Source organism: Ramlibacter sp. GS1-15 (assembly GCF_057785015.1).
The window spans coordinates 1589269-1601888 of the sequence record NZ_JBYNTU010000001.1; the positions used below are offsets into that span (position 1 = coordinate 1589269).

12 protein-coding genes and 1 tRNA gene are annotated in these 12620 nt (G+C 66.3%); 8 read left to right on the forward strand and 5 right to left on the reverse strand.

Annotation, left to right across the window (positions count from 1 at the left end; all coding sequences use genetic code 11):
- Positions 1–13: 13 nt before the first annotated feature.
- The gene (gene ompR / locus AC3EF3_RS08015) at positions 14–745 is read right to left on the reverse strand and encodes an osmolarity response regulator transcription factor OmpR (protein ID WP_488531626.1); all 732 of its coding nucleotides are present in this window, start codon (positions 743–745) and stop codon (positions 14–16) included.
- Between the two features lie 170 nt (positions 746–915).
- Here ompR and AC3EF3_RS08020 point away from each other — a divergent pair, with 170 nt between their 5' ends.
- The 3 genes from AC3EF3_RS08020 to AC3EF3_RS08030 are packed head-to-tail and all read left to right on the forward strand — an operon-like array spanning position 916 to position 2654.
- Positions 916–1119, forward strand: a complete 204-nt coding sequence (locus AC3EF3_RS08020) for a hypothetical protein (RefSeq protein WP_488531627.1) — start codon at positions 916–918, stop codon at positions 1117–1119.
- A gap of 5 nt (positions 1120–1124) precedes the next feature.
- Entirely contained in the window at positions 1125–1817 is a 693-nt protein-coding gene (locus AC3EF3_RS08025; protein ID WP_488531628.1) for an SIMPL domain-containing protein, read from the forward strand.
- Positions 1818–1838: 21 nt separating this feature from the next.
- Entirely contained in the window at positions 1839–2654 is an 816-nt protein-coding gene (locus AC3EF3_RS08030; RefSeq protein ID WP_488531629.1) for a metallophosphoesterase family protein, read from the forward strand.
- A gap of 3 nt (positions 2655–2657) precedes the next feature.
- On the opposite strand, the gene AC3EF3_RS08035 is transcribed toward AC3EF3_RS08030, so the two are convergent.
- Positions 2658–3428: a 3-hydroxybutyrate dehydrogenase gene (locus AC3EF3_RS08035; RefSeq protein ID WP_488531630.1), complete on the reverse strand. Its 771-nt coding sequence runs from the start codon at positions 3426–3428 to the stop codon at positions 2658–2660.
- 67 nt (positions 3429–3495) lie between these two features.
- Here AC3EF3_RS08035 and AC3EF3_RS08040 point away from each other — a divergent pair, with 67 nt between their 5' ends.
- The 3 genes from AC3EF3_RS08040 (at position 3496) to AC3EF3_RS08050 (ending at position 6697) form a co-directional block, all read left to right on the forward strand.
- Positions 3496–4431: an alpha/beta fold hydrolase gene (locus tag AC3EF3_RS08040; protein ID WP_488531631.1), complete on the forward strand. Its 936-nt coding sequence runs from the start codon at positions 3496–3498 to the stop codon at positions 4429–4431.
- Complete coding sequence (locus AC3EF3_RS08045) at positions 4403–6583, forward strand: RelA/SpoT family protein (protein WP_488531632.1); 2181 nt, start codon at positions 4403–4405, stop codon at positions 6581–6583. Before AC3EF3_RS08040 ends, AC3EF3_RS08045 begins: the two co-directional genes overlap by 29 nt.
- Positions 6584–6620: 37 nt before the next feature.
- Positions 6621–6697: transfer RNA gene (locus AC3EF3_RS08050), tRNA-Val, on the forward strand.
- Between the two features lie 36 nt (positions 6698–6733).
- Here AC3EF3_RS08050 and AC3EF3_RS08055 read toward each other — a convergent pair.
- From AC3EF3_RS08055 to AC3EF3_RS08065, 3 genes are read right to left on the reverse strand one after another with little or no spacing between them, the layout of a single operon-like run.
- Positions 6734–8608 (reverse strand): TRAP transporter large permease, encoded by a 1875-nt coding sequence (locus AC3EF3_RS08055; protein ID WP_488531633.1) that lies wholly within the window; start codon positions 8606–8608, stop codon positions 6734–6736.
- Positions 8605–9270 (reverse strand): TRAP transporter small permease subunit, encoded by a 666-nt coding sequence (locus AC3EF3_RS08060; protein WP_488531634.1) that lies wholly within the window; start codon positions 9268–9270, stop codon positions 8605–8607. Before AC3EF3_RS08060 ends, AC3EF3_RS08055 begins: the two co-directional genes overlap by 4 nt.
- Positions 9271–9273: 3 nt before the next feature.
- Entirely contained in the window at positions 9274–10386 is a 1113-nt protein-coding gene (locus AC3EF3_RS08065; protein WP_488531635.1) for a TRAP transporter substrate-binding protein, read from the reverse strand.
- A 157-nt stretch (positions 10387–10543) separates the two neighbouring features.
- Between AC3EF3_RS08065 and phaR the strand changes: the two genes are divergently transcribed.
- Both phaR and rimO read left to right on the forward strand, forming a co-directional pair.
- The gene (gene phaR, locus AC3EF3_RS08070) at positions 10544–11077 is read left to right on the forward strand and encodes a polyhydroxyalkanoate synthesis repressor PhaR (RefSeq protein WP_488531636.1); all 534 of its coding nucleotides are present in this window, start codon (positions 10544–10546) and stop codon (positions 11075–11077) included.
- A 30-nt stretch (positions 11078–11107) separates the two neighbouring features.
- Positions 11108–12490, forward strand: a complete 1383-nt coding sequence (gene rimO / locus AC3EF3_RS08075; RefSeq protein ID WP_488531637.1) for a 30S ribosomal protein S12 methylthiotransferase RimO — start codon at positions 11108–11110, stop codon at positions 12488–12490.
- Positions 12491–12620: the final 130 nt, after the last annotated feature.

The window sequence follows — 12620 nt, forward strand, 5'->3', positions numbered from 1 at the left end:
GCGACCAGGGCGATCAGCCCGCTCCGTCCGGCACGAAAACGTAGCCCACGCCCCACACGGTCTGGATGTAGCGGGGAGACGCCGGGTCGGCCTCGACGAGCTTGCGCAGGCGCGAGACCTGCACGTCGAGGCTGCGGTCGAAGGGCTCGAACTCGCGGCCGCGCGCCAGCTGGGCCAGCTTCTCGCGCGACAGCGGCTGGCGCGGGTGGCGCACCAGGGCCTTGAGCATGGCGAATTCGCCGGTGGTGAGCGGCAGTTCCTCGCCGTTCTTGCGTAGCGTACGCGCGCCCAGGTCGAACTGGAAGGGGCCGAAGGTCACCACTTCGTTGTCGCTGGAGGGAGCGCCCGGGGCTTCCTGCGCGGGGCGGCGGCGCAGTACGGCGTGCACGCGGGCCAGCAGTTCGCGCGGGTTGAACGGCTTGCCCAGGTAATCGTCGGCGCCGACTTCGAGGCCGACGATACGGTCCACGTCCTCGCCCTTGGCGGTGAGCATGATGATCGGCGTGCGGTCGTTGGCCGCGCGCAGGCGACGGCAGATCGACAACCCGTCTTCGCCCGGCATCATCAGGTCCAGCACGATGAGGTCGGCGGTTTCGCGCAGCATCAGGCGGTTGAGCGCCTTGCCGTCTTCAGCAAGGATGACCTCGAAGCCTTCCTGCGTCAGGTAGCGGCGCAGCAGGTCGCGGATCCGGGCGTCATCGTCGACGACCAGGATCTTGTCGGTTCGGGCTGCGGCTTGTGTCATGTTGCTCCAGAAGATGGATTTGTAACAGAGCCGATTTTGAAGGGCTAAACACGGCTGGTGCGGTGTTTTCAGAGGAGCCTGACACAGTGTTACAAATGTTGCGGCGCCACGCAACCCTTCACCGGATGTCCGTGAACTCGCGAGGCCCGCGCGCGTTGTAATCGGCAGCCATGCAGCGCTACCTCATCCTTTGGACATGCGCAGTCGCGGTCTTCGGCTTCGCGGGGCTGGCGACCTGGGCCGCCGCGCCGGTGCGGCGCGTCTCCGAAGTGAAGCAGGACGCGCCGCCGCCGCGTCACCTGTCGCAGGCCGAGCGCGCCGAGCTGCGCCGGCAGCTCGAGCAATTCAATCGTAATTACGGCAAGCGTTCCTGAAAACAATGAAGAAGACACTCGCTGTTGCCGGTTTGCTGCTGGCAGCCTCAGCCATTTCCGCCCAGACCCTGCCACCCCCGCAGAACGTGCTGCAGCTCGCGGCCAGCGGCACCATGGAAGTCCAGCAGGACCTGCTGAGCCTGAGCCTCACGACCACGCGCGAAGGCAGCGATGCCGCCGGTGTGCAGTCGCAGCTCAAGGCGGCGCTCGACGCCGCGCTGGCCGAAGCGCGCAAGACCGCCGAGCCGGGACAGCTGGACGTGCGCACCGGCGTGTTCTCCGTGTACCCGCGCTATTCGGGTCCGGGCCGCATCACGGGCTGGCGCGGCACGGCGGAGCTGGTGCTGGAAGGCCGCGACTTCGCGCGCATCACGCAGGCGGCTGCGCGCGTGTCCACGATGACCATCGGCAACGTGGGGTTCGGCCTCAGCCGCGAGCAGCGCGCGAAAGTGGAAACGGATGCCCAGGCGATGGCGATCGAGCGCTTCAAGGCAAAGGCTTCCGAACTGGCCCGCGGCTTCGGGTTCTCGGGCTACACGCTGCGCGAGGTCTCGGTGGCGTCGAACGACATCGGCCCGGTGCCGCGCATGCGCATGACGGCGCAGGCGTCCGCGATGTCCGAATCGTCGCCCGTTCCGGTCGAGGCGGGCAAAGCCTCGGTCACGGTCACCGTATCGGGATCCGTCCAGTTGCGCTGACGGGCGGCGGACAATCGCCGCATGGCGGTCCTGCTGCACATCTCGGACACGCATTTCGGCACGGAGGATGCGCCGGTCGTCACCGCGCTGCAGACCCTCGCGCACGACCTCGAGGCCGATGCGCTGGTCCTGTCCGGCGACGTCACGCAGCGCGCACGTCCGGCGCAATTCACGGCGGCACGGCAGTTCTGCGATTCGCTGCGTATCCCGAAGATGCTGGCGCTGCCCGGCAACCACGACATTCCGCTCTACAACGTGTTCGCACGCGTGATCGCGCCGTGGCACGGCTGGCGGCGCGCGTTCGGGCACGATCTCGAACCGGTGCTGGAGCTGCCGGATGCGCTCATCATCGGCGTGAACACGACGAGACCCGAGCGCCACAAGGACGGTGAAGTCTCGCCGCAGCAGATCCGGCGGGTGGTCGAGATGCTGCGGCAGATCCCGCGCGCGAAGCTGCGTGTCGTGGTGACCCACCAGCCAGCCTGCGTGATGCGGCCCGAGGACGAGAAGAACCGGTTGCACGGTGGAGAGGAAGCCGTGAAGGCCTGGTCCGAGGCCGGGGCCGACCTCGTGCTGGGCGGCCACATCCACCTGCCTTACGTGAGCGATGTGTGTGCGCTGGTCAAAGGCGTGCAGCGGCCGATGTATTGCGTGCAGGCGGGCACGGCGCTTTCGCTGCGCGTGCGGCACAACACGCCGAATTCGGTCAACGTGGTGCGCTGGACGTCACCCGGGCCTGACGGTCCGCGGGTGTGCCGGCTCGAGCGCTGGGATTACGACCTGGCGGACGATCGCTTCGAGCTCACGCACCCGTATGAGCTGACGCTCGGCGGCTGAGGTTTACTGCGCGGCCCAGCCGCCGTCCATGTTCCATGCGACGCCGCGCACGTTCTTCGCGGCGTCGGAACAGAAGAACACGGCGAGCTCGCCCAGTTCCTCGGGCGTGGTGAACTGCATCGACGGCTCCTTCTCGCGCAGCAATTGCTGCGTGGCCGCGTCGTTCGACAGCTTGTTGTTGGACGCGATCGCATCGACCTGCTTCTGCACCAGCGGCGTCAGCACCCAGCCGGGGCAGATCGCGTTGCACGTGACGCCGGTGGTGGCGTTCTCGAGCGCGACGGTCTTGGTGAGACCGACGATCGCGTGCTTGGAGGCGACGTAGGCCGACTTCTGCGCCGAAGCCACGAGGCCGTGCACGGAGGCCACGTTGATGACGCGGCCCCAGTTCGCCTTCTTCATTGCGGGCAACGCCAGGCGCGTGGTGTGGAACGCGCTCGACAGGTTGATCGCGATGATCTGGTCCCACTTCTCGGGCGGAAAATCCTCCACCGGCGCGACATGCTGGATGCCGGCGTTGTTCACGAGGATGTCGACGCGCCCGAAGGTATCGGCCGCGAACTTCATCATGGCCTCGATCTCGGCGGGCTTGCTCATGTCCGCGCCGTGGTAGGCGACCTTCACGCCGAACGCCTCGACTTGCGCCTTCGGTCCTTCGACGCCCCCGAAGCCGTTGAGCACGATGTTCGCGCCTTGCCTGGCGAGCGCCTTGGCGATGCCCAGCCCGATGCCACTGGTCGAACCCGTGACGAGCGCTGTTTTGCCCTTCAGCATGATGGTCTCCGTACTTGAACTAGGATAGGAAAAGGTCCGCCGCACAGTATGCGGTTTTTTGTTCACCATGCCAGACCCTACGCTGAACTACGTATCCTGCCCCGATGCCTCGGGCGGGCACCGCATGGCTTACTGGCAGTGGGGTGACGCGGCCGCGGATCACGTCGTCGTGTGCGTGCACGGGCTGTCGCGCCAAGGCCGCGATTTCGACGTGCTCGCCCGGTCGCTGGTGCAGCGCGCCGGGGGACATCTGCGCGTCGTCTGCCCCGACGTCGTCGGCCGCGGCCGCAGCGACTGGTTGAAGGACCCGATGGGCTACCAGCTGCCGACCTATGTCGGCGACATGCTCGCGATGCTGGGGCAGATGCACAAGCAGGCACCGGTTTCCACGATCGACTGGGTAGGCACCAGCATGGGCGGGCTGATCGGCCTGGGCATCGCCGGAACCCCGAAGCTGCCCTTGCCCGCGCCGGTGCGCCGCATGGTGTTCAACGACGTGGGGCCGACGATCGAGTGGAAGGCCATCGAGCGCATCAAGGGCTACCTGGGCAAGACCGGCCGCTTCCAGAGCGTGCAGCAGGCGGCCGACGCGATGTGGGCCATCTCCACCGGCTTCGGTCCCCACACGCCCGGGCAATGGCTTGCGCTGTCGGGGCCCATGGTGCGCGAGCTCCCGGAAGGCGGCGTGACGCTGCACTACGATCCGGCGATCGCCGTGCCGGCGCAGGCGATCACGCGGGAGTCCGCCGCGCAAGGCGAGGCCGCGCTCTGGCGCCTGTACGACAACATCGAGGCGCGCGTGCTGGTGACGCGCGGCGCCGAATCGGACCTGTTCGCGAAGGAGACGGCGCTGGCGATGACGCAGCGCGGCCCACGCGCGAGCCTGGTCGAATTCCCCGGTGTGGGCCACGCACCCACCTTCGTTCCCGACAACCAGGTCGAGGCCGTGGCCTTGTTCCTGCTGGATTCCGCCGATGAAAAGCCTCGCAGCGGAACAGGCTGAGCAGCAGGTCCCGGAGCTGATCGCTGCGACCGAGCAGGCGCTGCCGCAGCAGGCGAACGCGCTCGCGCGGGCGCGTGCCTTCGCCGAGCCGCTGATCGCGGGCGAGACGCTGGACACCGGCGAGAACACGCTGGCGCACGCCGATGCGGTGGCGGCTGTCCTCAAGCAGATGGGCGGCTCCGAGGCCATGCAGGCCGCGAGCTACCTCGTGTACGCCTGCGCGTACCTGAACAAGCCGGAAGAGGTGATCGCGAAGGCGTTCGGCGAGAGTTACGCCAAGCTCGCGATCGAGACCAACAAGCTGGTGCGCATCCAGCAGCAGACGCGCGAAGCCGAAGGGGGCGTCGAGGACACCAAGGCGCAGACCGAGACCGTGCGCAAGATGCTGCTGGCGTTCTCGCGCGACCTGCGCGTGGTGCTGCTGCGGCTGGCCTCTCGCCTGCAGACGCTGCGCTGGCACGCCGCCCGCAAGACGGTGGCCCCGGCCAGCGTCGCGCGCGAGGCGCTGAACGTCTTCGCGCCCCTGGCCAACCGCCTGGGCATCTGGCAGGTGAAGTGGGAGATGGAGGACCTGGCCTTCCGCTTCCTCGAGCCGCAGACCTACAAGCGCATCGCGAAGATGCTCGACGAAAAGCGCGTCGAGCGGGAGCAGTACGTCGAGGAACTGCGTTCGCGCCTGGAGCGTGAATTGAACGCGCAAGGCATCCGCGCCACGGTGCACGGCCGACCGAAGCACATCTACAGCATTGTCAAGAAGATGCGCGGCAAGGGGCTGGACTTCGACCAGGTGTTCGACGTGCGTGCGCTGCGCGTGATCGTGCCCGAGGTGAAGGACTGCTACGCGGCGCTGTCGTGGGTGCACCAGCAGTTCGCGCCCATCGTCGAGGAGTTCGACGACTACATCGCCAAGCCCAAGCCCAATGGCTACCAGTCGCTGCACACCATCGTGCGCGATGCGCAGGGCCGCCCGATCGAGATCCAGATCCGCACGCAGGCGATGCACGAGCACGCCGAGCACGGCGTGGCGGCCCATTGGGCGTACAAGGAGGCCGGGCAGAAGGGCTATGCGGGTGTCTCCGCCAGCGGCGAGTACGACGCCAAGATCGCGGTCTTGCGGCAACTGCTGGCATGGGAGCGCGACCTCGCCGGCGCGGCCAAGGGCCTGTTCGACGACCGCATCTACGTGCTCACGCCCGAGGCGGCGATCGTGGAGCTGCCCCAGGGCGCGACGCCGGTCGATTTCGCCTACACCGTGCACACCAGCCTGGGGCACCGCTGCCGCGGCGCCAAGGTCGATGGCGCGATGGTGCCGCTCAACACGCCGCTGGCGAACGGGCAGACCGTGGAAATCGTCGCGGCGAAGGAGGGCGGCCCCTCGCGCGACTGGCTGAATCCCGAGCTCGGCTTCCTCGCCAGCCACCGGGCGAAAGCCAAGGTGCGCGCGTGGTTCAACGAGCAGTTGCGGCACGAAACCGTCGCCCGCGGCCGCGAGCTGGTCGAAAAGCTCCTGCAGCGCGAGGGCAGGACGGCCGTCAAGCTCGAGGACCTGGCCGCGCAGCTCGGCTTCAAGTCGGCCGAGGACCTGTTCGCCGTCGTCGGCAAGGACGAATACTCGCTGCGCAACATCGAGACGCTGCTCAAGCCGCCCGAGCCCCCGCTGCCGCAAGACGAGTTCCTGCTGAAAAAGCCCCGCCCCGCACCGCGCACCTCCAAGGGCGGCGTGCTGGTGGTTGGCATCGATTCGCTGATGACGCAGCTCGCGCGCTGCTGCAAGCCCGCCCCGCCGGATGCGATCGCCGGGTTCGTGACGCGCGGCAAGGGCGTGAGCATCCACCGGCGCGACTGTCCGAGCTTCCACGAGCTGCAGGCCAAGGCGCCCGAGCGGGTGATCGAGGTGGAGTGGGGCGGGGCCGAGGGCGCCGTCTACCCGGTCGACGTCACGGTGGAGGCGACCGACCGCCAGGGCCTGCTGCGCGACATCACGGAGGTGTTCGCCAAGGAGAAGATGAACGTGATCGGCGTGCAGACCTCCAGCGTGAAAGGCACGGCGTGGATGACGTTCACGGTGGAGGTGGCCGACGCGAGCCGGCTGGCCAAGGTGCTGGGGGTGGTCGGCGAAGTGCCGGGCGTGCGCCGCGCGCGGAGGCGGTGACCGCGGGCCTGCTACAATCGCGGGCTCGAACGATCACAGGCGCGTAGCTCAGCTGGTTAGAGCACCACCTTGACATGGTGGGGGTCGTTGGTTCGAGTCCAATCGCGCCTACCAACACCATGAACGGCACCTGCGGGTGCCGTTCCTTTTCTACCCTCCGTACAGGTAGCTGGGCAGCCATAGCGTCATGCCCGGCCAGATGTACATGAACACCATGCAGACGATCACGATGATCATGTAGGGCATCATGCCCGCGAAGATCTGGTTGAGCGTCACGTGCGGCGGGGAAACGCCCTTCAGGTAGAACGCCGACATCGCGACGGGCGGCGAGAGGAAGGCGGCCTGCAGGTTCACGAACACCAGCGTGCCCCACAGGATCGGGTCGATCCCGAAGTGCTTCAACAGCGGCAGGAAGATCGGCACGAAGATCACGATGATCTCGGTCCATTCGAGCGGCCATCCGAGCACGAAGATGATGGCCTGCGACAGGATCATGAATTCAACCGGCGTCATGTTCAGCGACAGGACCCATCGCTCGATCAGCTGCTGGCCGCCCAGCAACGCGAAAACGGCCGAGAAGAGCGCCGAGCCCACGAACAGCCAGCACACCATGGCCGTGGTCTTGGCGGTCAGGAACACCGATTCCTTCACGCGCTGCCACGTGAGCGTGCGGGCCTGCACTGCGAGCAGGAAGGCGCCGGCCGCCCCGACGGCCGCCGACTCGGTCGCAGTGGTGATCCCGAGCAGGATCACCGCGAGGACCACAACGGTGAGGATGCCCAAGGGCATCACCGACGTCGTGAGCAGCTTCAGCACTTCGAACTGCTCCGCGCCGAGCCGCCAGTAGTAGAACGCGAGCACCAGCGCCGTCGCGCCCACCGACATCCAGAACCACGTATAGAACTCCGGGGCGGGACCGGCTTCCGCCGGCGCGGCCGGACCTTCTTTCAGCAGCTCCGGCGTGCCCAGTTGCTCGACGGTGTCCGAATGGTCGGATGGCGATACGCCCGGCGCGGACTCGATCGCCGTTGCGCCCAGCTCCTGCGGCTTCTCGTCGGCGGGGAGGGTGATCTCCTGCGGCGGCGAGGCCGTCGCCTTCGCGGACACGACGGCGGGCCCGGGCTCGGCGCGCTGGTGGATAACGACATACCACCACACACCGTAGAACGTCAGCGCGCAAAGCAGCAAGGGCACGAGCGCTGCGATGAAGTTTCTCGCGAGCCTGCGGTAGGTGATGCGTACATCCCCGGCCTGGATGCGCAGCGCGTTCGCGGGGGAGACGAGGGCCCGGGCCAGCGTCACCAGCATGTTGCGCGAATAGGCCTGCTGCAGTGCGGGAACCCAGGCTGGCACCGGCACGCGCACCGCGTTTTCAGGGAGCTTCGGCGCGATCTTCGGGTTGATCAGTGCCCAGCCGACGATGTAGACGAGATAGAGGAACGAGAGAAAGAAGCCCGGGAACATCGCCGAGGCGTAGAGCTTGACCACCGACTGCCCAGCGACGGCGGCGTACACGATGATCATGACGGAAGGCGGGATCAGGATGCCGAGCGTGCCGCCCGCGGTGATCACGCCGGAGGCGAGGCGCACGTCGTAACCGGCCTTGAGCATCGGGTTGAACGCGATCACGCCCATCAGCACGACGACGGCCCCGACCAGGCCCGACGCGATGCCCCAGAACGTGCAGATGATCAGCGTGGCCACGGCGAGCGAAGCGGGCACGCGGCGGAACGCGAGCTGTACGCTGTAGAACATCTTGTCAACCAGCGCGCCGCGCTCCATGACGTAGCCCATCAGCACGAACAGCGGGATGGAGATGAGCGTGTCGTTCGTCATCGCGCCATAGGTGCGCTGGACCATCAGGTCGAAGACGTGGTTTTGCGTCCAGGGCTGCCCCGGCTGGTACAGCGCGACGAAGCCGAACACGATGCCCAGCCCCATGAGGGTGAACGCCGTCGGGAAGCCCATCATGATCACGACCACGATGAGCGCAAGCATCGTGAGTCCCAGCGCGGGATCGCTCATGTAATCCTGTCCTCCCGCGACCGCTGGCGCGCGGCTTCATCGATCGCGGCGGCCTGCTCGATGGCGCGCTGCCGCGATTCCTCGTCGACGTACTCACTGTGCGCAAGCTGTTCACCGACCACGTCGATCTCTTCGGCATCCTTCAGGCGAGGCGGCCACGCGCCGGTGCGGATGCACACGATAGAGCGCGCCATCTCGGCGACGCCTTGCAGCATCACCATCGTGCCGGCCAGCGGGATGATCATCTTGAACGGGTACACCGGCGGGCCGTCGGCAGTGTCGTTCACGTGTTCGCGGATCAGCCACGAAGCCCACGCGAAGTCCGCGCCCGCGTAGACCAGCGCCGCGATGCCGGGCAGGAAGAACACGAAGTACAGCACCAGGTCGAACCAGGCCTGCGTGCGCGGCTTCATGGAGCTGTAGAGGAAGTCGCCACGCACATGCGCGTCCTGCGCCAGCGTGTAGGCGCCGCACATCATGAACAGCACGCCGTACGTCATGTAGTCGGCGTCGAAGCTCCAGGCGGTCGGCGCGTTGAGGAGATAGCGCTTGAAGACCTCGACGCACACACCGGCCGTGAGCAGGATGATCAGCCACGAGAAGGCCTTGCCGCACCACGTGCTGATGCTGTCGGCCATCAGCAAGGCCCGCTGGATGCGCATCGGCTACTTGCGACCGAAGTAGTGGTTGGCCGCCATCCTGAAGTCGACCTGCTGGTCGTTGCTCCACTTCGTCACACGCTGCGCGAAGGCCTTCTGCGAATCGAGGACCTTCTTGAACCACGGGTTCTCGGCCGATTTCTTCTCGGTCACCTGGTCCCAGATCTTCAGCTGCTCCTGCAGCACGCTGTTCGGTGTGCGGTAGACCCGTACCTTGTCCTTGACCTGGATCTCGATGTAATCCCGGGAGTAGCGGTCGATGGCCTTCCACGACATGTCGGCCGACGAGGCTTCCACCGCGTTGGCGATGACTGCCTTGAGTTTTGCCGGGAGCGCGTCGTACTTCGGCTTGTTGAAGAGGATCTCGAACGTCTCGGCCGACTGGTGGAAACTTTGCATCATGTACACCTTCGCGACGTCGGGAAAGCCGAGCGCTCGATCGGACGACGGGTTGTTGAACTCGGCCGCCTCGATGAGGCCGCGGTCGAGCGCGGGCACGATGTCGCCGCCGGCCAGCGCGTTCACCGCGGCGCCCATGCCGGTGAAGAGTTCGATGCCCAGGCCGACCGTGCGGAACTTCAGTCCCTTGAAGTCGCTGGCGCTGGCGATCGGCTTCTTGTACCAGCCGAGCGGCTCGGTGGGCATCGGCCCGTACGGGAAAGACACCACATCCATGTTGAGACTCTTGTAGATGTCGGCCAGCAGCTCCTTGCCGCCGCCGTACTTGTGCCACGCCAGCAGCATGTTCGAATCCATGCCGAACGCGGGGCCCGATCCCCACAAGGCCAGCGCCGGGTTCTTGCCGTACCAGTACACCAGCACGCCGTGGCCCCCATCGAGCGTCCCTTTGCTGACGGCGTCCAGCAGGTCGAACGCCTTGACCACGGCGCCCGCGGGCAGCACGTCGACCTTGATCTCGCCGCCGGCCATGTCGTTCACCTTCTGCGCGAAGTCCAGCGCGAACTCGTGGAAGATGTCCTTCGAGGGCCAGGTACTCTGGAACCGAAACGAAACCGGCCCCGCTTGCGCGACGGCGGCCATCGGTGCGCTCATCGCTCCGGCGGCAACGGCCGCGCCCTTCAGCAGGGTGCGGCGACGAGGCGTTTTCAGCTCGGTCATGGCTTTCTCCTGGTTGACGAGGATCGTTAGCAAGCCAATCTTTCGGCGCGGCCCACGGCGGGGTGAGAGGGTTTACACGGATGCTCACGGCGGAGCGGTGCTGGCGCCGCTCCCCTAGAATCTGTTGCGATGCAATAAGCGGGGCGAGGAGCAGCCAGTGCAAAGCAAGAGAACGGGCGGAGTGAAGCCGGCGCAGCGGGTGATCAAGAAATACCCCAACCGGCGGCTGTACGACACCGACACTTCCTCGTACATCACCCTGGCCGAGGTCAAGCAGCTCGTGATGGACAACGAGCCTTTCGTGGTACGCGACGCCAAGACCAACGAGGACCTCACGCGCGCCATCCTGCTGCAGATCATCCTGGAAGAAGAGGCGGGCGGGCAGCCCATGTTCAGCGAGGTCGCGCTCGCCAACCTCATCCGTATCTACGGGCATGCCGCGCAGGCCTTCATGGGCACGTACCTCGAGAAGAACGTGCAGGCCTTCATGGAAATCAACAACAAGCTGGCCGAGCAGTCGAAGTCGCTCACGCCCGAGATGTGGGCCCAGTTCATGAACATGCAGAACCCCCTCACGCAGGGAATGATGGGGAATTACGTCGAGCAGTCGAAGAAGATGTTCGACACCATGCAGGAGCAGATGGCCAAGCAGACCGAGCAGATGCTCGGGGCATTCGGCATTAAACGGTAAGTTCCCCGTCCCTCTGGGACAATACGGGGAATGAGTGAAGTCGTTTCCCCCGAGAACAAGGCCCCCAGGGTCGGTTTCGTCAGCCTCGGCTGTCCGAAGGCGCTGACCGATTCCGAGCTGATCCTCACGCAGTTGAGCGCCGAGGGCTACCGGACCGCCAAGACCTTCGAGGGCGCGGACCTCGTGATCGTCAACACCTGCGGTTTCATCGACGATGCCGTCAAGGAAAGCCTGGACACGATCGGCGAGGCACTGGCGGAGAACGGCAAGGTGATCGTCACCGGCTGCCTCGGTGCCAAGCCGGGCGAAGGCGGTGGCAACCTGGTCAAGCAGATCCATCCGTCGGTGCTCGCGGTCACCGGCCCGCATGCGACGCAGGAGGTGATGGACGCGGTCCATGCCAACCTGCCCAAGCCGCACGACCCGTTCGTCGACCTCGTGCCCGCGGCCGGCATCAAGCTGACGCCGAAGCACTACGCCTACCTGAAGATCAGCGAAGGGTGCAACCACCGCTGCACCTTCTGCATCATCCCGTCGATGCGCGGCGACCTGGTGAGCCGCCCGATCGGCGACGTGCTGAAGGAGGCGAAGGCGCTCTTCGAAGGCGGCGTGAAGGAGCTGCTGGTGATCAGCCAGGACACCTCGGCCTACGGCGTGGACGTCAAGTACCGCACGGGCTTCTGGGAAGGCCGGCCGGTGAAGACGCGCATGCTGGAGCTGGTGCAGTCGCTGGGTGAACTGGCCCAGCCGTATGGCGCATGGGTGCGCCTGCACTATGTGTATCCCTACCCATCCGTGGACGAAGTGATCCCACTGATGGCGGAAGGCAAGGTGTTGCCTTACCTCGACGTGCCTTTCCAGCACAGCCACCCCGACGTGCTCAAGCGGATGAAGCGGCCCGCCAACGGCGAGAAGAACCTGGAGCGCATCGCCCGCTGGCGCGAGATGTGTCCCGAGCTGGTCGTTCGCAGTACGTTCATCGCGGGCTTCCCCGGCGAAACGGAAGAGGAGTTCCGGCACCTGCTGGACTTCATGCGCGAAGCGCGCATCGATCGCGCGGGTTGCTTCGCGTACAGCCCTGTGGAAGGAGCGGCGGCGAACGACATTCCCGGCATGCTGCCGCAGGAGGTGCGCGAGGAACGTCGCGCCCGCTTCATGGCCGTGGCCGAGGATGTCTCGGCGGCCAAGCTGCGCGAGCGCATCGGCGCGACCATGCAAGTGCTCGTCGACTCCGCCCCGGCACTTGGCCGCAGGGGCGGCGTGGGCCGCAGCTACGCCGATGCACCGGAGATCGACGGAACCGTGCAGCTGCTGCCGCCGGAAAAGTTGAGCAAGCAGCTGAAGGTGGGGGAATTCACGAAGGCGCGCATCGTGGGCGCGCAGGGGCACGACCTCGTCGCGGTACCGGTCTGAAAGGCTGCAATCTCTGCGCCGCCCCAAATGAATAAAGCCGGCTTGCGCCGGCTTTATGATTGTCTGGTGCCCAGGAAGTGCACCTTGAGCTAGAGCTGGTGCGATTTGCCGGGGATTTGGGGACGGCAAT

What these genes read in the sequence shown, in the direction of transcription:
- ompR (WP_488531626.1), bottom strand. Translation starts at nt 745, where the DNA reads ATGACACAAGCCGCAGCCCGAACCGACAAGATCCTGGTCGTCGACGAT.
- AC3EF3_RS08020 (WP_488531627.1), top strand. Translation starts at nt 916, where the DNA reads ATGCAGCGCTACCTCATCCTTTGGACATGCGCAGTCGCGGTCTTCGGC.
- AC3EF3_RS08025 (WP_488531628.1), top strand. Translation starts at nt 1,125, where the DNA reads ATGAAGAAGACACTCGCTGTTGCCGGTTTGCTGCTGGCAGCCTCAGCC.
- AC3EF3_RS08030 (WP_488531629.1), top strand. Translation starts at nt 1,839, where the DNA reads ATGGCGGTCCTGCTGCACATCTCGGACACGCATTTCGGCACGGAGGAT.
- AC3EF3_RS08035 (WP_488531630.1), bottom strand. Translation starts at nt 3,428, where the DNA reads ATGCTGAAGGGCAAAACAGCGCTCGTCACGGGTTCGACCAGTGGCATC.
- AC3EF3_RS08040 (WP_488531631.1), top strand. Translation starts at nt 3,496, where the DNA reads ATGCCAGACCCTACGCTGAACTACGTATCCTGCCCCGATGCCTCGGGC.
- AC3EF3_RS08045 (WP_488531632.1), top strand. Translation starts at nt 4,403, where the DNA reads ATGAAAAGCCTCGCAGCGGAACAGGCTGAGCAGCAGGTCCCGGAGCTG.
- AC3EF3_RS08055 (WP_488531633.1), bottom strand. Translation starts at nt 8,608, where the DNA reads ATGAGCGATCCCGCGCTGGGACTCACGATGCTTGCGCTCATCGTGGTC.
- AC3EF3_RS08060 (WP_488531634.1), bottom strand. Translation starts at nt 9,270, where the DNA reads ATGCGCATCCAGCGGGCCTTGCTGATGGCCGACAGCATCAGCACGTGG.
- AC3EF3_RS08065 (WP_488531635.1), bottom strand. Translation starts at nt 10,386, where the DNA reads ATGACCGAGCTGAAAACGCCTCGTCGCCGCACCCTGCTGAAGGGCGCG.
- rimO (WP_488531637.1), top strand. Translation starts at nt 11,108, where the DNA reads ATGAGTGAAGTCGTTTCCCCCGAGAACAAGGCCCCCAGGGTCGGTTTC.